The sequence below is a fragment of the Alkalinema sp. FACHB-956 genome, from assembly GCF_014697025.1.
Lineage (GTDB): Bacteria > Cyanobacteriota > Cyanobacteriia > Leptolyngbyales > Leptolyngbyaceae > Alkalinema.
Map to the genome: position 1 here is coordinate 175472 of NZ_JACJRC010000002.1, position 22285 is coordinate 197756.

21 protein-coding genes and 1 tRNA gene are annotated in these 22285 nt (G+C 53.2%); 11 read left to right on the forward strand and 11 right to left on the reverse strand.

Translation table 11 applies throughout. The features are described from left to right. Positions 1-21: 21 nt before the first annotated feature. Positions 22-201 carry a hypothetical protein gene (locus H6G21_RS04170; protein WP_190570841.1) on the forward strand — a complete coding sequence of 60 codons (180 nt, stop codon included), beginning with the start codon at positions 22-24 and terminating at the stop codon, positions 199-201. Positions 202-611: 410 nt separating this feature from the next. Continuing rightward, the gene (locus H6G21_RS04175; RefSeq protein ID WP_190570843.1) at positions 612-1334 is read left to right on the forward strand and encodes a hypothetical protein; all 723 of its coding nucleotides are present in this window, start codon (positions 612-614) and stop codon (positions 1332-1334) included. A gap of 145 nt (positions 1335-1479) precedes the next feature. Here the strand turns inward: H6G21_RS04175 and H6G21_RS04180 are convergent, their stop codons facing one another. The 5 genes from H6G21_RS04180 to H6G21_RS04200 form a co-directional block, all read right to left on the reverse strand. Then, positions 1480-2778, reverse strand: a complete 1299-nt coding sequence (locus tag H6G21_RS04180) for a dihydrolipoamide acetyltransferase family protein (RefSeq protein WP_190570845.1) — start codon at positions 2776-2778, stop codon at positions 1480-1482. A 165-nt stretch (positions 2779-2943) separates the two neighbouring features. After that, positions 2944-3372: a hypothetical protein gene (locus H6G21_RS04185; protein WP_190570847.1), complete on the reverse strand. Its 429-nt coding sequence runs from the start codon at positions 3370-3372 to the stop codon at positions 2944-2946. Next, entirely contained in the window at positions 3365-3583 is a 219-nt protein-coding gene (locus tag H6G21_RS04190) for a hypothetical protein (protein WP_190570849.1), read from the reverse strand. Before H6G21_RS04190 ends, H6G21_RS04185 begins: the two co-directional genes overlap by 8 nt. A gap of 101 nt (positions 3584-3684) precedes the next feature. After that, positions 3685-4347: a Uma2 family endonuclease gene (locus H6G21_RS04195; protein WP_190570851.1), complete on the reverse strand. Its 663-nt coding sequence runs from the start codon at positions 4345-4347 to the stop codon at positions 3685-3687. A gap of 559 nt (positions 4348-4906) precedes the next feature. Continuing rightward, the gene (locus tag H6G21_RS04200) at positions 4907-5104 is read right to left on the reverse strand and encodes an electron transporter (RefSeq protein ID WP_190570853.1); all 198 of its coding nucleotides are present in this window, start codon (positions 5102-5104) and stop codon (positions 4907-4909) included. Between the two features lie 456 nt (positions 5105-5560). Here H6G21_RS04200 and H6G21_RS04205 point away from each other — a divergent pair, with 456 nt between their 5' ends. The 6 genes from H6G21_RS04205 to H6G21_RS04230 all read left to right on the forward strand — a co-directional run bounded on the left by H6G21_RS04205 (position 5561) and on the right by H6G21_RS04230 (position 13066). Next, a complete protein-coding gene (locus tag H6G21_RS04205) occupies positions 5561-6328 on the forward strand; it encodes a DUF2459 domain-containing protein (RefSeq protein ID WP_190570854.1) in 768 nt (255 codons plus the stop codon). Between the two features lie 286 nt (positions 6329-6614). After that, positions 6615-7967, forward strand: a complete 1353-nt coding sequence (gene accC / locus H6G21_RS04210; RefSeq protein ID WP_190570857.1) for an acetyl-CoA carboxylase biotin carboxylase subunit — start codon at positions 6615-6617, stop codon at positions 7965-7967. A 47-nt stretch (positions 7968-8014) separates the two neighbouring features. Beyond that, a complete protein-coding gene (locus tag H6G21_RS04215; RefSeq protein WP_347277975.1) occupies positions 8015-9682 on the forward strand; it encodes a DUF2079 domain-containing protein in 1668 nt (555 codons plus the stop codon). Positions 9683-9827: 145 nt separating this feature from the next. Next, a complete protein-coding gene (locus H6G21_RS04220; RefSeq protein ID WP_242041636.1) occupies positions 9828-10718 on the forward strand; it encodes a glycosyltransferase in 891 nt (296 codons plus the stop codon). Continuing rightward, entirely contained in the window at positions 10718-12151 is a 1434-nt protein-coding gene (locus H6G21_RS04225) for a nucleoside transporter C-terminal domain-containing protein (protein ID WP_190570861.1), read from the forward strand. The genes H6G21_RS04220 and H6G21_RS04225 overlap by 1 nt, the downstream gene beginning before the upstream one ends. A 126-nt stretch (positions 12152-12277) precedes the next feature. Continuing rightward, positions 12278-13066, forward strand: coding sequence for a hypothetical protein (locus H6G21_RS04230; RefSeq protein ID WP_190570862.1), 789 nt, complete (start codon positions 12278-12280; stop codon positions 13064-13066). 90 nt (positions 13067-13156) lie between these two features. Here the strand turns inward: H6G21_RS04230 and H6G21_RS04235 are convergent, their stop codons facing one another. The 5 genes from H6G21_RS04235 to H6G21_RS04255 all read right to left on the reverse strand — a co-directional run bounded on the left by H6G21_RS04235 (position 13157) and on the right by H6G21_RS04255 (position 18440). Then, a complete protein-coding gene (locus H6G21_RS04235; RefSeq protein WP_190570864.1) occupies positions 13157-13939 on the reverse strand; it encodes a YdcF family protein in 783 nt (260 codons plus the stop codon). A gap of 134 nt (positions 13940-14073) precedes the next feature. Then, positions 14074-14997, reverse strand: coding sequence for a hypothetical protein (locus H6G21_RS04240; protein ID WP_190570866.1), 924 nt, complete (start codon positions 14995-14997; stop codon positions 14074-14076). A 69-nt stretch (positions 14998-15066) separates the two neighbouring features. Further along, positions 15067-16071 (reverse strand): Gfo/Idh/MocA family oxidoreductase, encoded by a 1005-nt coding sequence (locus H6G21_RS04245; protein WP_242041637.1) that lies wholly within the window; start codon positions 16069-16071, stop codon positions 15067-15069. Positions 16072-16540: 469 nt separating this feature from the next. Then, positions 16541-17647 carry a HAMP domain-containing sensor histidine kinase gene (locus H6G21_RS04250; protein ID WP_190570868.1) on the reverse strand — a complete coding sequence of 369 codons (1107 nt, stop codon included), beginning with the start codon at positions 17645-17647 and terminating at the stop codon, positions 16541-16543. 88 nt (positions 17648-17735) lie between these two features. After that, positions 17736-18440 (reverse strand): response regulator transcription factor, encoded by a 705-nt coding sequence (locus tag H6G21_RS04255; RefSeq protein WP_190570870.1) that lies wholly within the window; start codon positions 18438-18440, stop codon positions 17736-17738. 237 nt (positions 18441-18677) lie between these two features. Here H6G21_RS04255 and H6G21_RS04260 point away from each other — a divergent pair. Both H6G21_RS04260 and H6G21_RS04265 read left to right on the forward strand, forming a co-directional pair. Continuing rightward, positions 18678-18751 (forward strand) — tRNA-Met (locus H6G21_RS04260). A 433-nt stretch (positions 18752-19184) separates the two neighbouring features. Then, a complete protein-coding gene (locus tag H6G21_RS04265) occupies positions 19185-19943 on the forward strand; it encodes an isoprenyl transferase (protein ID WP_190570872.1) in 759 nt (252 codons plus the stop codon). A gap of 29 nt (positions 19944-19972) precedes the next feature. On the opposite strand, the gene H6G21_RS04270 is transcribed toward H6G21_RS04265, so the two are convergent. Further along, a complete protein-coding gene (locus H6G21_RS04270; RefSeq protein WP_190570875.1) occupies positions 19973-20845 on the reverse strand; it encodes an MnmC family methyltransferase in 873 nt (290 codons plus the stop codon). A 191-nt stretch (positions 20846-21036) separates the two neighbouring features. On the opposite strand from H6G21_RS04270, the gene H6G21_RS04275 reads away from it, so the two are divergent. Beyond that, positions 21037-22269 carry an FAD/NAD(P)-binding protein gene (locus H6G21_RS04275; RefSeq protein WP_190570877.1) on the forward strand — a complete coding sequence of 411 codons (1233 nt, stop codon included), beginning with the start codon at positions 21037-21039 and terminating at the stop codon, positions 22267-22269. Positions 22270-22285: the final 16 nt, after the last annotated feature.

Genomic DNA, 22285 nt, shown 5'->3' on the forward strand with positions numbered 1-22285 from the left:
GCAATTTTGCGGAGGATCAGCATGGCGCGGGCCCAAAATTCTAGAATTTTTGTTTTTTGGTTCACCCTGGGTCTAACGGCTTTTGTGTGGCTGTTGCGAGGGATCGGGCTAGTGACCTTTCTTCCTGGCTTTATCTTGGGCTTTCTACTCATTGCCTCCCTCGCCTTACTCATCATAAATGGCCTGATCGAAACTCGGTAACTCCACTGCGGCAATGGTCAAGGTTTAATGACGCCCGATCGGCCTGAGCTGGAATTGCATCCTCCGGAGGCTAGTCGATCGCAAAAGAGCCTGAGTGATGTGATCGCTGGCTGGCGATCACATCACCCTGGTATGCACTGTAATAGGAAATTAGAATTCGCTGGTGATTCTCCGGCAGCTATTTTAGGCAACAATTTTTTCGCAACAACTTTTTCGCAACGATTGTTTGCAACCGCTTTCCGGACCGTCTGCATAACCTGCTTGTAGGGATAACTATTGTTGGTCAAGCATTCGTTAAAGGCTCGCCTAACACTCGTCAAAGCTTTTGTCAGATGTTTGTTCAGAGTTCGTCGATCGTTCACCAAGTTTATTCCTACAAAGTTCGGTAGCCTACCGGGAGGAAAACCAGTATGAATCGTGCAGCCAGTATCGGTGGAATTGTAGTTGCTGCTGTCGTTGGAGCCGGAGTGAAATTCGGGGTACCCGCATTGCTGAACGAAACCAGCATTGCGATGAATAATCCCTTCCCCAATTCCTCACCGCTGCACGAGCCGTTCTACCGCATGACCAAGAAAATTGCCGACTCGCCCACGATGAAAGAGCAATTTAAGTCTGTGTCCAAAGACCAGGCCGAGCAGCTGGGCGCAAATTTGGCTAAACAGGGTCTGAAGCGGCTAGATGATACCTCTCTGGAGCGACGAGCCACAATTTTATCCAGTATGTTGGCCAAAATGGATACCAAGTCCTGCGCCAGTATTGTGCTGGGACAACCCCTCTCCGGTGATGATAAAACGAATCCCATTTTTATGGCACTGGAAAAACTGGATCCGCAATCGATCGATGATTGGTTCCAATTGTCCTACAAGGCCATGGAATTAGAAGCCCAGAAAGCACCCGCACCGCAGTTCGACCAATCTAAAATGCCCCAGGCCATGCAAGCGGTGCTGAAAACAATGCCCTCCAACGACTCCCAGAAATTTGTCACCATCATGCAAGCCATGAGTTCTCCCGGTGGTAGCGTTACCACAGCGCCGGAGGATGCTTGCTGGGCAGGCCGCAAGTTGTATGAGTCGCTCAAGGAAGTTCCCCAGGAACATAAAGTGGTTCTAGCCCGCGCCTTTGCCCAAGAATAGGCTCGATATAGATTCCTTTGCTATTTCCAACCGTTTAATCAAAAAGGACTGAGCTGGAATTAACTCAGTCCTTTCTCTATCGGTGCTGCCTGTTGACTGGCAGTCGTGTCCTGATCCAACCCGCTAGCTATTAGCGATTGGAGACTTACAGCGTTAAGGATTGCACATCTGTTTCAATCAACTTCGCCAAGTCTTTCAGGAAGGCTGCGGCATGGGCACCGTAGATAATGCGGTGATCGCAGGTAATGTTGACTTGCATTTGCCGCTTAACGCCAATCATGCCGTCTTCGTTAGCGACCACCGTGGGACGGGCCGCCCCGATCGCGATAATGGAGCCTTGGCCAGGAGGCAGAATGGCATCAAAGGTATCGACCCCAAACATCCCCAGGTTGGAAATGGTAAACGTTCCAGTGCTGTACTCGTCAGGGGTGAGTTGCTTGGAACGGGCGCGATCGACCAAATCCTTCCAACTGCGGGACAGGCTATAGAGATCCTGCTGGTCGGCACTACGCAGAACGGGGGTGATTAAGCCACCATCGGGCATTGCGACTGCAACGGCAATATTAATTGAGCCATTGTAGTGAATCCCATTTTCGACATAGCTCGCATTTAACAGCGGATGTTTTTGCAGCGTCATCGCCACGGCTTTTGCCAACAGCGCACTCATGGTCACGCCTTTGGACTTCACCTGTTTGTACAGCTTATCCAGGGCATCGGTGGTGATGGTATAGCCGACGCGGAACACCGGCACCTCCAGCGTAGCCACCATGTTTTTCACCACGGCCACTTGCATGGTGTTCATGGCTTGGACTTGCCCCGGAGTGGGGGGCGCAACGGGAGCCGCTGGGGCTTTGGCGGCAACGGGCTTGGCTGCCGGAGCCGGGGGAGCGGCAATGACCGGGGTGGCCACAGGAGCCGAAGGTTTGCCCACTGCTGCTTCCACATCCTCAGCCACAATGCGACCATGGGGGCCAGTCCCGACCAGCGTGGTTAGATTCACGCCCAGATCCTTCGCCAGTTTCTTGGCACGAGGCGAAGCGACAATGCGACCGGATGGGCGGGCAGGAGCCGCTGCACTACTGCCATTGCCAGAGGCCGCTGCGGTGGGCGCTGCGACGGGGGCGGCGGCAGCAGGGGCAGGCGCACTGGCGGATCCACCTCCCGCTAAAGCGGCTGCTTTCTGCTTGGCTTCCTCAATTTCGGCTTCGGTTTCAGCGAGGAGGCCCAAGGCGGAACCGACGGGGGCAGAGTCTCCGGCTTGCACGACGATCGCGGCCAGAATTCCTTCGTTAAACGATTCGACATCCATGTCGGCTTTGTCCGACTCCACAATGAGCACGGTTTCGCCCTTTTCGATCTTGTCGCCGGGGGACTTAACCCAAGCGGTGATCTTTCCTTCAGTCATTGTGGAACTGAGCGCGGGCATGAAAATTTCGTGAATCATCGTGGTGGCATCCGAGAAAGTCAGGGTGTTTTGACGGGATTCGCGGACTTAGTTTCCGATCGCATGGATCAGACCTAAGTCAGATTTGCGAATACGCAGAATCAAATTTTATCGGAATTAGGTGCCAAGAAATCCTTGAGTTCTGGTTGATTACACCTCAATTGATTACACGTCAGCCGTTTCCTTTTGAGATTCTAGCCATTGTTGATAAGCCGTTTCGTCGCCGCCGAAGGACGCCAAGGAAACCTGGCGTTCTGGCATCGGCTTGAGCGGGGCATTAATGGGGTTGTATTTGCAGTAGCAGATCACAACCATGTCGTAATCCCCCAGGGGAAGATCAGGGGTATAGGTTTCCACGCGCGTGACTTCCCAATCTCCTTTCCGATAATGGGTGCTATGACCATGTTCTTTGGGGTCGTGGAGCTGATCGACACGGATAAATTCAGTGGGTCGATAGCCCGGTTCTGGAATGGGTTTATCTGAGCAATCGTAGTGTTCTGCGAGAATGTCGGTAAGTGCTTGAGTATGCTGTAGTTTACGCTCCTTCCAATTAGGTGAGCGCCGTTCTGCTCGAAAGACAATGTATTTACGCATCGTCGCCATCCTCGTTGTCGGTGTCGTAGTAAGACTTTGGAAATTCGGTTTTGCCTGCAAACACACAATCAGCCTCAAGAACGGAATCACTGGTTTCTTCAACACCAACCAGTTCCCATCCATACCTTTCCGCCATTTCCTCACAGTCTGCTTTTTCAGCCGCTGCGTGCCTTGAAACGTTTTCGTCTTCGTCGTATCTGGGTTTTGGCATGTTAATTGCTCCTGTGTTGGATACGCAACATGTGGGAGAACTACTCTCAGTTGAACGTATCCACCCTCATCGGGACGCATTCCCTATCTAGATTATGGAGTTTACCCTTGGGTTTTGACCCACGATCGCAGCAGGGTGAGCGCTCTTGCCAGCCCTAGGGTTTCGCTTTCGGCGAGGAACTCACTGATTCTTGCCGTGCTTAGGAATTCATAGGCAGGACTGGTTTCCACAGGCCCATATCCATCACGATCGAGGGCCCAAATTTTCAAATTCCCCTTCAAGACCTCATCGCCCACGGTGGTGACATACTGCCAGACTTCCGGGACTCCCATGGCTTCGTACAGGGCCAATCGCTTGGGACTATCCGGCTCCTGCAAGGCGATCTCGATCGCGATATCCGGTGGAGGCACTTGGGTCACATCAAGTTTGCCGGATGGGGGGAGCGAGGGTGCATTGTCTAGGTAATAACAAGCCATGGGTTGTACAGCCAGCCCGATCTCCGGTTGCAGCAGCAGGACATTGCCGGGACTGACCAGAGAATCACCCATCTCATCGGCAACCACCAGCAACAAAGATTCCAGGAGGCGATTGCAGCGATCGTGCTCCTCTAAAGGCGTCATCATTTCCAGACGCCCGCGATCGTAGGTCAAATGGGCTTCCCGATCGCTGCCCAGTTCTGCCAGTAATTCTTCTAACTTCGCCCAGGAAATATTTTTCAGCAGAACACGCTTTTCTGTAGCGACAGGCTTTTTGCGAAATAGCATAGGGCAACTAACCTCGTAGGCAACTAACCTTAGCAGCGATCGTGTTCTAGCCTACCGTACTGTGCGATCGCTCCCATGCGGCCACGATTGGATTTCATCGCCACCCTCCATCAGCCGCTGATTAAACCAACTCGCAACTCGCAACTCGCAACTCGCAACTCGCAACTCGCAGTAAATAAACGCAATCAACGCATAAAAATCAACGTATAAAAATCAACGCAATAGAAAAGGATTGAGTGACCTCGCAGTTGTTCGATCGTGACCCTTCACGCCGAACACTGACCCGAAACCCAATCCTATTAACAATCAGCCAAACCTATTGACAATCAGCCAAACCTATTGCAGCGGAGTCGTTACGAAGCGTTGGGAGTCGTAATAATACATGGCTCTGATTGCCTGTGCATTCTACAACCTGCGCGTTTTGCAACCTGTGCATCCTACAACGTGTGGCTCTTCCTCTAAGATACCCAAGCCATTGATGGATATGCACAATTGTCGATCCGCTGCGCTCAAACTTTACAAATCTTTAGTTCTTTATCCTAGAGAATCCCTCACTAGCCTAGGCCAGCAGACCCAAACGCTTGCCGTTGTCGCGGGCTAGACGGATGAGGTTTTGCCGCTGGGTGCGATCGATGCCCAGAGTGTTGCAAACGTTGGTAATCACTTTGGAATGTTGCGCGATCGCCTTACCCCGTAACGCCACGAAGCGCTCGCTACCCAAGAAGTTACGAACCAAAACCACGATCGGTGCAAACATACCAAGTCTCCTCAAGTCAAGTCTATTAACCGTTCAACTGTCCCCAAGTCCAAGGATTTGCCTCACCAACTCCGTCTCAAACCTTTTTTGGAGGCTTGCCTCGAGACTTGTTAACTTATGTAAACTAATGTAAACAATTTGTTACAAAGCGTCAAGGGTTATCTCGAAAATTTTTAGATGAACCTGTTGACCTCCACAAAATCTGTTGTGGGTGGGAGCAAGCGGTTGTGGGCATAGGCTCCGTTACAGGAATGCCGTAAAGGTACGGTTGGGAAAGTGCACCTTCTATGCTGTGAACCCCAAACAGATGTGTCACGATCGAAGAGCCTTTGCGTTATTCCTTTCAGAATCCCGGCTCCGTTGACCTACAACATTGTTTTGAAGCATTGACTGGGGTTGGGGCTGTTGATCTGGAAGGCGGGTGAGTTCCTGTTGATCTGAGTTCCTGTTGACTTAATGAAGCGATTACATCGAGTGGGGTTACACACCTCCATGGATTTGCCGACGATTCGTCTCCATCGGCTAGAACGAAACCGACTGACCCTCCACCGACTCATTAAGTGGGTGGGAATTGCCAGTGGGACGATCGTCGCTCTGAGTTCCCTGGCTGCCGTTCTTCCCCGTCGTTGGGGCTACCAACCGTTACGTTGTGAAGCCAGTCCCTATCGGGTCTACGTGGCGGGAGAAGCGTTACATGTCAATCTGATCCTGCCCGTCCAAAATGAAGCGTTTGATTGGCGCGGGTTCCTAGACTTAAAAACGATCGGTTCCGAGACCCGTGGCAATTATCAATATTTAAAATTCGGCTGGGGCGATCGGGACTTCTATAGGAATACGCCCAGCTTGCAGCAACTGAAAGTGAGTCGAACGCTGCGATCGCTGTTTTGGCCGGGAAATCCCACCACGATGCATGTGCAGGGCTACGACCAACTCCCCAACGACGCTGGGGTTGATCTACGTTGCATTGGCGTCAGTCGAGCCGATTACTTAAATCTCGTGGCCTACCTCAAAGGCTCCTTTCAGCTCAACCAAGGGAAACCCATCCGGATCCAAAATGCCTTTTCTCCCACCAGTGGCTTTTATGAAGGGACGGGGCATTATTCCCTGGCGAGAACCTGTAATACCTGGGCAGCCCAAGCTTTAGATGCTGCCCAAATCAACGCGCCTTGGTGGTCAGCCATTGCCCAACCGATTATGTACCAACTGCCCAAGCCCTCGCCCTAGGCTGAATTGAGGATGATCTGCCTGAGGAATTGACTACTAAGAAATATAAGAAATAACAGTTAATAGATAACAGCCCCTATTCACCCACCTACCCGCCTACCCATCTACCCGCCTACCCACTGGGGATTTCATTTGTACGCAATTCCCTTACTTGACCCGAGAATTCCCCCCTCTCAAAAAGTTTCTCTTTAAGTTTCTCCTTCCCCCTGTCCCCCAAAAGCCCTATCCTACTGATTAGCCTTTTTTTAGGTACATCCGTCAGACCGGGAAGGACGCTAGTTAGAACATGCAGTTTTCCAAAATTTTGATTGCTAATCGGGGTGAAATCGCGTTGCGGATTATTCGCACCTGCGAAGAGATGGGGATTGCCACTGTGGCTGTCCATTCCACGATCGATCGTAATTCGCTGCATGTCCAATTGGCTGATGAAGCCGTTTGTATTGGCGAGCCCCCAAGCAATAAAAGCTATCTCAACATTCCCAACATCATTGCAGCCGCGCTCACTCGGAATGCCACCGCCATTCATCCCGGCTATGGCTTTTTGGCAGAAAATGCCCGCTTCGCAGAGATTTGCGCCGATCACAAGATTGTGTTCATTGGCCCGTCGCCGGATTCGATTCGATCGATGGGCGACAAGTCCACTGCCAAGAAAACCATGCAGCGGGTAGGGGTGCCGACGGTTCCCGGTAGTAAAGGCTTGGTGGAAACGGAAGAAGAAGCCCGCACCATTGCCCGGTCGATCGGCTATCCCGTGATTATTAAAGCCACAGCAGGCGGCGGCGGACGGGGAATGCGCCTCGTGCATGGGGAGGAGGAACTGTCAAAATCCTTCCTCGCGGCCCAGGGGGAAGCTGAAGCGGCCTTTGGCAACTCCGGGGTGTACATTGAGAAATTTGTGCAAAATCCCCGCCACATCGAGTTCCAAATTCTGGCGGACAGTCACGGCAATGTGATCCACCTAGGTGAACGGGAATGCTCCATCCAACGGCGGCACCAAAAGCTCTTGGAAGAATCGCCCAGTTGCGCCCTGACGCCGGAACTGCGGGAAAAAATGGGAACGGCTGCTGTGCTGGCGGCCAAGGCCATCAACTATGTTGGGGCGGGAACCGTGGAATTTCTGCTGGATCAGTCCGGGGAGTTCTACTTCATGGAAATGAATACCCGGATTCAAGTGGAGCATCCTGTGACGGAAATGGTGACAGGGGTGGATCTGATTGCTGAGCAGATCCGCATTGCCCAGGGTGAGAAGCTGCATCTGACCCAGGAGCAGATCCAGCTTAAGGGCCACGCGATCGAATGTCGGGTCAATGCAGAGGATCCAGAACACAACTTCCGGCCCAGCCCTGGACGAATTAGCGGCTATTTGCCCCCCAGTGGCCCCGGTGTCCGCATGGATTCCCACGTCTACACCGACTACGAAATTCCGCCCTACTATGATTCCCTGATTGGCAAACTGATTGTTTGGGCTGAGGATCGCCCTTCGGCGATTCGGCGCATGAAGCGCGCTTTGCGGGAATGTGCCGTGACGGGCCTACCTACCACGATCGCCTTTCACCAAAAAATCCTAGAAACCCCTGAATTCCAACAGGGCGATATTTACACCAACTTTGTGGATAAGGTGATGTTTCAGCGGGGCTAGACTGGATCGCAGCAAAATCATAGGGCTGGCAGGCAATGCTTCTTTCAGTGAACCCTCTCCTTGCAGTGCACAAGCTGAAAAGTCACCTTCAGGCTGTTTGGCAGAGTCCCGATCGGCTGGGAGCCCGACGAATGCTGGGGCTCAGTTGCATTTTCTTTAGCCTGTTGCTCTTTTTTTCCCTGCATCGCTATTTCACGTTCTACAGTTCCTATGACCACGGCCTGTTTAACCAACTGTTTTGGAATAACCTGCACGGCCACTGGTTCCAAAGTTCCCTAACGTCCGGGAATTCCGTGGAATCTTTGCAGGATGGTGTGATTCCACGGGTCAATTTTCTGCACCTGGGCCAGCATTTTGTGGTGGATTTTCTCCTCTGGCTGCCCTTGTACGCGATCGCGCCCCATCCCATTACCCTAACTGTCTTGCAAGTGGGATTAATGACGATCGGGGGATGGTTGCTCTACAGCTTGGCGCGGTGCTATCTGTCGCCGGAGCGATCGCTGTGGATTACAGGAAGCTATTACGCGGCCAATGCGGTGATCGCACCGACCTTAGCCAACTTTTATGAACATTGCCAAATTCCGCTGTTTGCCTTTGGGATGCTGCTGGCCTTTGAAAAGCGGCGCTGGCTGTGGTTTGCAGCGGCGATCGTAGCCCTGCTAGGCATCCGAGAAGAAGTGGGGGGCATGATTCTCTGCGGGTTTGGGCTGTATTTACTCTCCAGCCGTCGATCGCCCAAGCTAGGGGTCGCCCTCTGTGCGATCGCCTTTAGTTACGTGGCCCTCGTCACCAATTGGATTCTGCCGCAGTTTTCTACCGATAATTCCCGGCTCTATCTAGCAACGCGCTTTCGTCAGTTTGTCCAGTCTGACAATCCCAGCACTCTGGAAGTCTTGTGGGGAATTGTCACCCATCCGATTCAGTTCCTCAGCAGTGTGTTTTGGCCGATCGATCGACGCATTGCCTACCTATTGCGCCATTGGCTATCGTTGGGCATGATTTCCGCGCTATCGCCAGCGACCTGGGTGTTGACCAGTGTGCCGCTGTTGTCGTTGTTCCTGCAATCGGGCATTTCCGCCCTCTCCATCAGCCTGCGCTACGCCTTGGTGGTGGTGCCGGGACTGTTCTATGGCGCAATTCTCTGGTGGGCAGCCCATCCGCAACAATTTACGCCGAAATTCCGCAAGGGTTGGCTGATGGGCATTGTGCTGTCGATCGTCCTGACGATGACCTCGAATCCCAATCGGGCTTTTTCCTGGCTGATTCCCGATTCGATTCGGCCTTGGGTCTACGTTTCCCTACCGCAACAGTGGCACCATGCCCAAGCGATTCAAGGGGTTCTCCGCCAAATTCCCGATCGGGCTAGCGTGTCTGCCACAACCTACCTGATTCCCCACCTGTCCAGTCGGCGGGCCTTACTGCGGCTACCGGCGCGATCGATCTGGGACGATCGGGGCCAACTGCTGGAAAGCGACTATCTAGTAGCTGACTTTTGGCAAATGTTGCAGTATCAACCAGCTTTTAAGGAGGATCAAACCGCCCTAGCCAGAATTCTGCCCCTGTTTGATGAAGCGATCGGGGCTCATCTCTACGGCTTGGTCACCGTGCAGGAAGGGGTCGTGCTGCTAGCCAAAGGTCAGCCCAATCAAGCAGCCGCTCTGCAACAATGGGAACAATTTCGCCAGCAGGAGCCCCTCCAGCCATTTGCCCGATAGTGCTGGCAAGCAGAGGACTGCCAGAATGGACCCATTGGAGACGGCTGGCAGGTTGGAGTAGGCTAGTTTGAACAGGATCGGATTTGAAGATAGGGTCGAAAGTTGAGAGAGTCCTGGGTGTGAATGGAGAAGTGGGGAGCGTGCTATGAAAAAAATGATCCGTCGTTTGCAATCTCGATCGCGGGCTTGGCTCGATCGCACAGCCAACACAGCCCTTCTTACACCGATCGCGCCAATGTCCGGTGGCCTCCTGACTTCGCTATCCACTGACGATTCCCCCCCCCCCCCGCCCCATCTAGCCGAAGCGGTGATTGTGCTCCCGGTCTACAACGAACAAGCCTGCATTGAACGCACCCTCAACGCGATCGATGCCTATCTGGAAAACCACCCCAACTATATTTTCCTCTTCGTTAACGATGGATCCCGCGATCGGACGCCCATGATGATCAGCGACCATATCCGCACTGCGGGGCATCAGCAGATTCAACTCCTGTCCTACCATCCCCAGGGGGGGAAAGGTCATGCCATTCGCAGGGGAATGTGGTGCAGTCAGTCCGAGCTTCCCGGTGATTTTTTCTGTTTTCTGGATAGCGATCTGGCCTATTCCCTGGATCACCTGGATCTGTTGATTGAAAAGCTCTACGACCACGATGTCGTGATCGGCTGCCGCAATCAGGTGGCCGTGAGTCTGCGACGGGTCAGCCCCTTGCGCAAAGTGGCAGGCAAAATTTACAACGGATTTTCTCGGGCAATCCTTGGGCTGGACTATCGCGATATGCAAGCCGGACTCAAGGGGTTTCGCCGCGAGACTGCCCAGGTTCTGTTTGACCAACAACGGTTAACAGGGTTTTCCTTTGATGTTGAGCTCATCTACCTGGCCCATAAGTGGGGCTTCTCGATCGGGGAAATTCCTGCTACAGTGTCCAAGTCTCATCAGGCCAAAGTGTCTAAGGTTAACCTGTTGCAGGACTCGCTAAAGATGCTAATCGACCTGCTGAAGATCCGTTGGAATGACCTGTTAGGACGATATTGCTAGTGTCTGGGTTAAATTTCCTGTCGTTTGTGGGCCTGTTTGCCCTCTGCGGCATTGCATGGTTGGGATCGGAAAATCGCCGCCAAATTCCCTGGAAGGTGATTTTGTGGGGGCTGGGTTTGCAGCTCCTCTTAGGACTGTTGGTATTTCAGGTGGAAACCAGTCGGTTGGTGATTGAACTGGTGAGCCGCAATATTAATGCCGTTCTGGATGCAACGGAAGCCGGGGCAAGGTTTCTGTTTGGCGATTTGCTGGTACCAGATTTCACGAAGCCCACCGGGCCGATCGCAGCGGGGCGTTGGATTGCTCGCACGGTCACGCCTGCCTATGTGCCGGTTGCGGGCGATCGCCTTAGTCCGGAGAATTTAAATCTTGGCTACGTGCTGGCCTTCCGCGCCTTACCCTCAGTCATCTTTTTCTCAGCATTGATGGCCTTGCTCTACAATTTGCGCCTGATTCAACCGATCGTGGCGCTCTTTGCCAAAATTTTCCGCCGCACCATGGGCCTGAGCGGAGCCGAAGCGCTGAGCGGAGCCGCCAATATTTTTGTGGGCATTGAGTCGGCCTTGGTGGTGCGTCCGTTTTTGCTGGACATGACCCGCAGTGAACTCTGTGCCATTCTCGCCTCCTGCTACGGCAGCATTGCTTCCACCGTGTTGGCGCTGTATGCCAGTCTGTTGCGGCCTGCCTTCCCGAATATTGTGGGGCACCTGGTATCCGCCTCGTTCATGGCTATTCCCGCCTGTTTTGTCCTGGCTAAGATTCTCGTCCCAGAAACAGAGGTTCCCCGAACCCTGGGTGGCATGCCGGACAAAACCGACACCGAAGAGGAAGAAATCGAAACAATGAACCCGATGGAGGCGGTGATCACGGGTTCCCTAGACGGTGTGAAGTTAGCCGTGGCGATCGCGGCGTTACTGATTGCCATTCTGGGCTTGGTCGCGTTGGTCAATCTCTTCTTCGGGAATCTAGCAGCCCTGGCCCAAAGTCAGAATGCGGCTCTCGCCAAGGTCGGTAGCCTATTCAAAGTCATCACTGTACAAAATATTTTGGGGGCACTGTTTTTACCCTTAACCGCTCTCACAGGGGTTTCCAGCAGTTGGCCGGAACTGTGGAATGTGTCGGTTTTGGTGGGTCGCCGCTTGGTGGAAACGGAAATTCCGTCCTACTTGGAATTGGCGCGACTGTCCCAAGCTGGGGTGCTGAGCGATCGGGCCTTGGTGATCACGAGTTATATCCTCTGCGGCTTTGCCCATATTCCTTCGGTGGGAATTTTTGTGGGTGGCTTTGTCAGCCTGATTCCATCCCGCCGTAGGGATCTGAGCGAACTGGGTTGGAAGGCACTCTGGGCTGCAACCTTAGCCACGTTGATGATCGGGTGTATTGCTGGGGTGTTTTATACCAGTGGGGCAACTCAGTCGATCGTGGGGCGTTAAGCGGATAGATCCAGGAGATCGACCCAGCATGATCGACCCAGCATGATCGACTAAGCATGATCAGCTGAGCGTGAACTAAACAGGCGTGATTAAACAAGCGTGATAGACAAGCGAGGTACGTGGGTGATGGGTAGAAAGTTACGTTGGCTGGGCTGGAGTCTATTGACGGCGATCGTGCTTGTGGTAACCAGTTTCGGGGTCAACCGGTTCGATCGCTTGCTGGCTCAAGCGCCTGCTGCAACGCCTGCCCCTTCTCCGACCCAAGAAGCCCTCGTCAACGCAGTGCCGATCTCGCCCTTGCCGGGTTCCCGCGTGGAGCCACCACCGCCTTCTCCCAGTCCCAGCCCCCTGCCCACAGCAGTGCCCATTACCATTCCCACCGGCCAAGGGTCTCCCAGTCCAACGGCTTCTCCTACACCCTTACCGATTCCGACTGCGCCCCCGGTCATGATTCCCTCAGCGCCTGCGTTACCCGTGGCTGGGGAGTATAGGGATCCCACGGGGCGATTCCGGGTGGCCAAGCTGAAGGATTATCAATTTTCACCGCTGGGAGATAGCTTTTTAGCGGAAGCGATCGAGGGCAAGTTGTCCTATACCGTCCTGGCGCAATCCCTCGCGCAACTGAATTTGCCGCCCGTCGTGTCGATCGACCAGCTAGTTCAGGTGGCAAAGACGGCTTTTCAGCGGGGGGAAGGGTTTCAAGTCACGAACCAGCAACCGTTGCTCAATGGGGTGTTACTGGATTGGACGGGGGCTTTGACGATCGGGGGACAAACGCAGCCGGTTAGCGGCTCGATCGTGGCTAAGCAGGTGAATACCCATGTGTTGCTACTGCTGATTGCGGCAACGGAAGCTGGAAAAACCGATGTACCGGGTGCCTTGACGGCGCTGAACGACAGTTTGCAGGGGCTGTAATGGCAGGGTTGTTCATTGAGGGTGCTGGCAACCCCCCATCTAGAACATCCAAACGTTGTTTCCCCGTTCTGCCTAGTTTTCCCGTTCTGCCTAGATCCAGCCTTTGATCCAGTAGATCACCATCCCGACATATTCTTTGATGGCGCGAGTGGTCGATCGCAGGTTTTCGGCTTCTGGTAACAGATTCAGCAAGAAGCTTTGGACGCTGGGCGGCTGATTTGGCGTCGTGACAATAAAGTCCGTTGTCGCCGGAATAGGATTCATGCCGAGCTTGCGGAAAATCATCAACGATCGCGGCATATGCATCGCCGAAGTTACCAACAACAGCTGAGAAATCTGGTTTTGCTCAGCAATTTTCTGGACATTAACCGCATTTTCGCGGGTGTTGAGGGAGTTGGGTTCCAACAGCATGGCCGATCGGGGCACGCCCATCGTTTCCATAAAAGTCGCCATATCCGCCGCTTCGGAAATGCCAGGGCCGCGCCAGCCAATGCGTCCGCCACTGAGAATTACTTTAGGCGCTTTACCTTCCCGGTACAGTTTGGCGGCATAGAGTACCCGATCGCCCTCATCGGACATTTCCACCCAGGGGCGCGGTGGTAAGGCCGATTGGGTGGCTCCGCCTAACACCACGATCGCTTGGGCATTGGGCAACGGTTGGGGGAGATTTTGTTTCTCCAGCGATCGCACTAAGAAAGAACTAAAGGCTCCGCTACTACTGACCAGCAGGATTAAAGCCGATAGGGCGATCGGAATCAGAGCCAATCGCGATCGTTTACGCAAAATTAGCACGATCGCAGCCACTAACATCCATAGTGCGAGCCCCAATGGATAAATAAACAGTGGCAGTAGCTTAGAAAGAAACAAAAACATGTAGGTTCATTGATCAAGAAGCAACGAACACTATATTAAGCGCAATATATTAAGCGCAATAGGCTAAACGTAATTTCAGCGCGCACCGTGCTAAACGCAACAGGGTTTCAGCGACGCCTACATCATCACGCCACCTAAATTGCGTAAACTTGCCCATCCAGCAGTAAACGAGTAATCCCCTTCGCGCGGAGATGCAAGGCCGCTTTTTGGAAAACGCGACTGTCAGGCACTTTGATGACCCGTTGGGTGCGCGTATTGGAAAATCGCTTGGCTACCCGATGATTGTCAAACACGGGAAGCGTCATTTCCGCAATTTCTTCACTGGGCATTTGGCCGAGTTCCCCAAATTCTTGCAGCGGACGCACAACTAAATCCGCAGTGCGATCGACCACCAAGTAACAGACTCGTGGCATCTCAGCCGCCGCTAAAGGAATAATACTGACAACGCTTTGGACATGCAATTTCGGGAGTGGAGAGAGGTCATCCTCATCGTCATCTCCCTCGTCGTCATCAAAGTCTCCATCGAGATCATCATCGAGATCATCGAGGTCATCTTCATCCTCATCGTCGAGGTCAGCTTCTCGGGAGACGCTGGCTAGCTCATCGACAACAGAACCCACCATATCAGCATCGACAACGCTGTCTACCTGATTGCGTTTGATGGGTTTCGGTCGATCGGACGATAGTTTCTCAACGGGGGCTGGACTTTCAACCACGTCTTCCAGTGCGGGCTCCGGCTCCGAGACCACGGTAGAACGCCGACGGGCACGCCGTCCCGTAGAAGATTCCGCTTCTACCGTCGGCAATTCTACCGCCTCCAGCAAATTGCCTTGCACAGGGATAACTTCTACGGGCACGACCTCTACAGGACTGCGCGATCGCTTCTGCTGCACGAGGCTGTCGTACTCCTCAACGGACATTTCACCCTTAAGGATCCGTCCGATCGTGGTATTGCTCACACCATACCGTTCCGCGATCGTCAAAGCGTTCTCAGCGGGTTGGCGATAGAGTTCTACGATTTTACGTTTGTCTGCTGCGGTTAGTCGTCGAGCGCTCATGTAGCCACGGGATGGAATTTGCCTTACTTATTCTAAGGCTTTGGCTCCCAAAGCAGTCAGAAAATCCCATCAAGAAACAGGAATTTCAACGACTTGCCCAATTTCCGCCGATCGTCGAGCCGCTTCTGCCACCTTCAAGGTATACAAACTTTCCTGCACCGTGACATACAGCGGTTTGCCCTCCAGTAAGTGATCTAAAACGGCGGTTGTGTCCTTGGCAAATAAGCCTCGGCGGGCACTCACGGTTAAGGGTTGACTGCCTGCTGGGGTCGCTAAATAGCCCTCATCGCCATCAAAAATTAAACCGCCCTGACTGCCGTGGACTTCCAATTTGCGCTCCGCTTGCCACAGCGCTTCCCCCTTGCCGTAGATCACATCTAGAACTAATCCTTGCTGGAATTGGAGTTGCGCTGAACAGAGGCAACTGCTGTAGTAGGCGGGATCAACCCCATCGGTGTGCTGATAATTGACCCGACAACTGACCGACGCCACTTTGCCAAAGGCATGGGTAAATCGATGCAGCCGGGATAAGGCACCTGTTAAAGGAAATCCAAAGAGTTGATGATTAAACGTCCATTTCTGAGGGGCAGGCCGTTGGGGGTTCACCGTGGCGTAGCGGGCGTAGAAGGGATTCCCAATCTTGGGCAAATTCTCCAGCAGCGACTGATGCACACCGCCCATCAGTTCAATATGCTCCACATGCAGCAGTCGTTGCCGATTTTCCGCTAGGGCAATCAAGGATTCCGCTTCCGAGACATCCAGGGCCAAGGGATATTCCACAACCACATGCTTCCCCGCAAACAGCGCAGCCCGAGCGATCGCCCCATGCTCGGCATTCAAGTTGGAAATGACGACTAGATCCACCGCCGATGAATTGATAACCCCTTGCCAGGAGTCAAAGGCTTGGGTTTGGCAGGCGTGGGCAAATGCCTCTAATTTGTCGCGGGTATGCCCTGCCACGCCGATTAATTGCGCGCGGGATTCTGCATTAATGGCATCTGCTCGCACTTTGGCCGCATAACCTGTGCCAATGAGTCCCACCCCGATCGGGGATTTGCGCATTCCCTCTACCATCTTTCGCCCTCACCATCACCATGGTTGTCCAGTCTTAAGGTTACTAGGATTCGACCCAAGACTGGCGAGGGGCCGCGTTTTTTTGAGGGAGACTAAGCAATTTTTGAGCCGTGATCAGCAGGATGGTGAGCAGCCCCAAACCCTAGCCTTTGGATGTCGGAAACAGATAGCGAATGGTTGCAACTCCGCCAAATACCACCAGGAAAATAATGAGAACCATCAGTGCGATCGGTGACATATTTCTGATCAAAACGTCTGGAACAACAAGCAGATCTGAGCAATCGTTTCTGAGCAATCGCTTTTACCGTAGCAACCTGAGTTGACGGTGCTATGACTGGAATATCACAGAGACGTGACCGTGATATGGCCGTGGCATGGCTTGCCCTGAGATCGCTGCTATTGCATTCTGCCAGAAGGCTGACCGTCTGGCCTCAACCCTGCGAGGCATCCCCTTTCCTGGGAAATCACGCTACGCATTACCCTTTTTCGCGATCGGTAGAGAAAAGGCAAAGGTGCTGCCTTTCCCCAATTCGCTTTGGACGGTAATGGTACCCTTTTGCAACTCGACCAAGCGCCGTGAGATCGCCAGCCCAATTCCCGTGCCGCCAGAATTACGATTCCGCGATCGATCCGATCGCCAAAACCGCTCGAATACGTGGGGTAAATCCTCTTGGGCAATACCTTTGCCGGTATCTTCCACGGCAACCCAGAGCATGCCTGATTGCGCCCAAGCCCGAACGATCACATAGCCGGCGGGGGTGTACCGGAGGGCGTTCCCGATCAAATTGACCAAGACTTGCTCCACCCGTTCTGGATCAGCATAGACATTCGGTAAATCTTGAGAACCATCCAATTGAAGATCTATTTCACCTTCAATTAGCTGGTCGGAAAAGCGCTGCACGAGGGCATTGAGCAACGGCCAAATCTCAAAGGAACGGGGATTGGTGGGTAAATAGCCGGCTTCTGCTTTAGAAAGTTCTTGTAAATCGTTGACTAATCGTTTCAGGCGTCCAGTTTCCCGCGCTAGCCGATCGTAGATTTCCGGGGTGGGGTCGATCGTGCCATCGGCCATGCCTTCTAGGTAGCCTTCCACGATCGTTAAGGGGGTGCGTAACTCGTGGGTCAGATCACTCACGAGATCCCGGCGGCGCTGCTCCACATCTTCCAACGCCAAGGCCATCCGGTTAAAGCTGTCGGCGAAGCGGTTCAGTTCCGGAATATCGCTGGCGGGCATACGTTCTTCCAGGTTTCCGGCGGCAAACTTCTGGGTAATCCGCTGCATTTGGATCAACGGCTGCACAATGCGTTTGGACACCAGGTAGCTCAAAAAGCCCGAGGCACTGCCGCCCAAAATCATCGACCAAAAGGCCCCCCGGCTCCAGGCGGATTCAAACCCATCCACCAACCGCCGTTTGACGGCATAGAGCGTAAACCCCTGAAACTCCATGGTTTGCAGGTGTTCGACAAATAACTGTGGAGAATAGTACTTCCCGATCGCCAAAAGGGTTCCAATGCCCACCACCATGACCACAATGTGGGACAAAAAGAGTCTGGCCCGAAGTCCAAGTGCTGGCATTACTTTCTCCACGAACGGCTCTTTCCAACTAGTCTGTCACCCCAGTCTGTCATCCTAGTCTCTCACCCCAGAAATCCTCCCCCCGGATCTAGCTGGCATCTTCAAATTTGTATCCGACCCCAATCACCGTTTTGACAAAGGTGGGGCTGGAGGGATCGGGTTCAATCTTTTTCCGCAGGCGGGCAATGTGGGTATCCACTACCCGCTCATCACCAAAGAAATCGCTGCCCCACAATTTATCAATCAGTTGGCTACGGTTCCAAACCCGACCGGGATAGCTGAGGAACGTGGCCAACAGATCAAATTCTAGCGTGGTCAGATCTAGGGATTCCGGCGGCTGCTCTGGTAAATGGCGAGTGGCCGATCGTTGATCCACGTCGATTGTAAAGCTAGCGGTTTGGTAGGTCTGGGTTTGTCCCCCTTGGCGCAGCGATCGCCGCAGTAAGGCCCGTACCCGTGCGACTAATTCCTTGGGACTGAAGGGCTTCACCATATAGTCATCGGCTCCGGTGGATAGCCCGATGATGCGATCGATTTCTTCGCCCTTCGCGGTCAACATCAGAATGTAGGGATCCTTGGCTCCTGGTTTTTGCCGAATCCGCGCACAGACTTCTAACCCATCTAATTCCGGAATCATCAAGTCCAGAATGATCAAATCGGGCTGCATGTCCTGAAACACCTGGAGCGCCGATCGGCCATCCCGGCAGGAACGACAGATAAAACCTTCCTTTTCTAGGTAAAGCTGAATCAGTTGGGCAATTTCGGCTTCGTCTTCCACGATCAGGATTTTCATGACTGGAAAGCATCCTTCACTCTTCACTTCAGTTTAGCTTCCCCACCTTTCCCTGGAATTACCGAAACGTTCGTTGCAATTTGTTGGCGCTGTGCAATTTGTTGGCGCTGTGCAATTTGTTGGCGCTGTAAAGTCCCAGTTCCCTAGGCCCCATCCCCCAAAATCATGGCCTTTTCAAAATAATGAAAAATAGGGGTTGCCAAATTCTAGAGGTTCCGGTTATATTAATAGAGGCGACGCGGGGTAGAGCAGTCTGGTAGCTCGTCGGGCTCATAACCCGAAGGTCCATGGTTCAAATCCATGCCCCGCCACTTCATAAGGCTCCACCGAGCAATAGAATCCTGAAAACCCCAGCAATCAACCGCTGGGGTTTTTGGTTTTAGGATTTCTAGGGTCATCCTATTCGCTTGATAGATTTTTAGGTTTTGTTGGGTGACTCATCGCAGTAATTGATCGAAGCGGTTGATCCAAGCGATCGATCAAAGCAATTCGAAGCAATTTGCAGCCAGCCTTGTAACCGGTCTGCAATGATTCCCCTGCAAGAGTTGGGTAAACTGATGTATCGTTTGCCATTTTCGGAATTTCAGAGCATTGTTCTGTAGTTTTGCTGGCACGATCGGGGTAAGTTGAGCCGTAGAATCTGACTTACCTGAGTTAACCTTCAATGAAATTGCTGAAAAATTTGATCCGATCGCCGCTTTTTCGCCCATCCTAAGTATGTGATTTTTCACGGTTGGTAAAACCATGACAGCGAAGCAACTTCTTCAGGAACTGCCGTCCGACCTTTTACGTGAACGCCTGCCTCGCCATGTGGCGGTCATTATGGATGGCAATGGACGGTGGGCAAAGCGTCGGGGGCTCCCACGCATCATGGGCCACCGCCGGGGGGTGGATGCCTTGAAAAATCTGCTTCGGTGTTCGCGGGATTGGGGGATCGAAGCCCTAACGGCCTATGCCTTTTCTACGGAGAACTGGGGGAGACCGATCGAAGAAGTGGAATTTCTCATGACGCTGTTTGAGCGGATCCTACGGCGGGAACTCCAGGAAATGATGGAAGAAAACGTGCGGATTCGGTTTGTGGGCAATCTATCCCGCTTGCCGGAGTCGTTGCAGGCGGAAATCGATCGGGCCATGACGCTCACCCGCGATAACAGCGGCATTCAGTTCACCGTCGCGACAAATTACGGTGGACGACAGGAAGTCGTGCAAGTCTGCAAATCGATCGCGGCTCAAATTCAGCAGGGAACGCTCCAGCTAGAGGATATTGATGAATCCACGATCGAGCGCCATCTCTACACGTCGGGCATTTGCGATCCTGACTTGCTAATTCGCACCAGTGGAGAAATGCGGATCAGTAATTTTCTGCTGTGGCAGTTGGCCTATGCTGAGATCTACGTGACGGATGCCATGTGGCCCGACTTCGATCGCAAACAATTCCACACCGCCTTGCTAGATTACCAAAGTCGAGAACGACGCTTTGGCAAAGTTGGCACTCGATTGTAGTGAAATCCCCCTTTTCTTTCTTGCAAGTATCACCGAATATTCCAACGGCGTCGCCAACTAGATGTGGATTCTAGCTTTGAGGCCGTTTGTTCTTCTTGGTGTCTTTGCAAAATTGCCGCCGCAGAATCGGATAACAGAGGATCGCGGTAGGGAATGGCTGCTCGTGTGTTCAGATGCTCCTGCTCCATGGGTGAGAGGGGCTGTAAGGGAGTGGGTGGCCAAGCGGCGATCGTGCCCTGTGACCATTCATGGGGCAAATGGGTCTCGCCTAGGGGAATGCTGCCGATCTGTAATCCCGCTGCGAGTAAGGCCGATCGCACAGAAGCCGATCGGGAATAGGTTGAAAGAATGCCATCCGGTGCTAGGCATTGGGCCACCTGGGCAAAAAACTCCACCGTCCAGAGTTGGGGACAGCGGCGGGGCGAAAAGGGATCAAAAAAGATGGCATCGGCCTGGAATCCCTGGGCCATGATTGGTTGGATGGTTTGCCGTGCATCGCCAATCAGCAGATGGGCTGTGAGGGGAGGCTGGAAATATTCATGGCGTTCTGCCAAGCGTTGGAGAACCTGCTGGACGGGATCGGTCCAAGTGGTGATGAGGTCAGGGGCGATCGCGCCGAGGGGGACAGTGGGATCAAGTTCTAATCCGTAAATTTCAACCTGACAGTCTGGATTGACCTGCAAAACAGTTTCCAAGGCTGCGGCTGTGTTGTATCCCAAGCCGTAGCAAACGTCTAATAGTTTGAGCTTGGGCCGTTGGGCTTTTGCCCGCAATTGGGTCACTTCTGCAAACTTTTGAAAGGCTTCAGCCTTGGCTCCTTGGCGACTGTGGAACGATTCCCCAAACTCCTCCGAAAAAAAGGTGTAGGAACCATCGTTAGTCGTTTGGGGAATCCAGATCATAGAAAGCACGAACTCGTTTGGGCGATTGCTTCCATTGATGTTAGATGACCTCCGTTCTGTTCACAAGCCTGAAGGGCTGCGAACATCACGACGAAAACATCACGACAATTGCCGTACGTTGGCGCGAGGAAATTGCTTGGGGCAAGGACCCGCATCCCATAGAATGAGAATGATTCCTATTCTACTCTTCTATGGCTGGTTCAGACACCTCGATCGATATTGCAGTCATTGGCGCAGGGCCTCACGCCCTCACCCTGGTCACCCACCTCCTGCAGAAACGCAAACATTGGCATTCTCGTATTTGCATCTTCGATCGCAGCGGACAATGGATGCAGCGCTGGCACCAACAATTTTCGCGGCTCGAAATTCCCCACCTGCGATCGCCCGCTGTGCACCATCCTGATCCGAACCCCTTCGCCCTGCGCCGCTTTGCCGAAAACCGTGCCCCAGAACTCCACCCCCCCTACGATCTACCCGGCACGCAATTATTCCAGGAATTCTGCGATCGCGTCATCCAGTATTGGCAACTCCACAATCACGTTGTCGCGGCTGATGTGGTTAGCCTAGAACCCTTAAACCCTGGATTTCGGCTCTGGCTCAGCAATGGGCAAACCCAAACGGCCCGACGAGTCGTTTTAGCCCACGGTGGCAGCAGCAAATTCCTCCCCCCCTGGGTGCAACAGATCACCCCCCCCTATCCACCCGATCGGTTACAACATTCCCAAGACATTGACTTGCAACAAGTGCGCTGCAAGGGCGAACGGATTTTAATCATCGGTAGCGGACTCACCAGCGGCCACTTAGCGATCGGCGCGATACAGCGCGGAGCCACCGTCACCATGATGGCGCGACGACAATTCTACGAAAAGCTGTTTGATGCCGATCCCGGTTGGCTTGGCCCTAAATATCTCAAGGGGTTCTCCCAGGAAAGTTGTTGGGAAAAACGCTGGACTTCGGTTATGACCGCACGTAATGGAGGATCCCTGACCCCTGCCGTCATGACCCAATTACGGCGCTTTAAAGCGGATGGCAAAGTGACATTTCGCGAATTTTGCCAAGTACAAACCGCTGCATGGATGCCCCAATCCGATGGGCCTCCTGACTCCCAACCATCTTCCCATTGGCAGATCACTTGCCTAGAAGCCGATCGAACCCTCGAAGCAGCTCACTGCGATCGAATCTGGCTGGCCACAGGCTCAACCCTGCATGTACAACAGCAGCCGTTACTCCAGGAAATGCTGACTACCCACCCCATTCCCCAGATCCATGGGTTACCTGTCCTAACACCCAATCTCTCTTGGGGTAAACAGGCGCTCTATCTCATGGGAGGACTGGCAGCACTCCAAGTAGGCCCCACGGCCCGGAACCTATCTGGAGCCAGAATGGCCAGCGATCGGATCGTCGATGGATTACTCCAGCCGTAGAACCCAGCCTAGAACC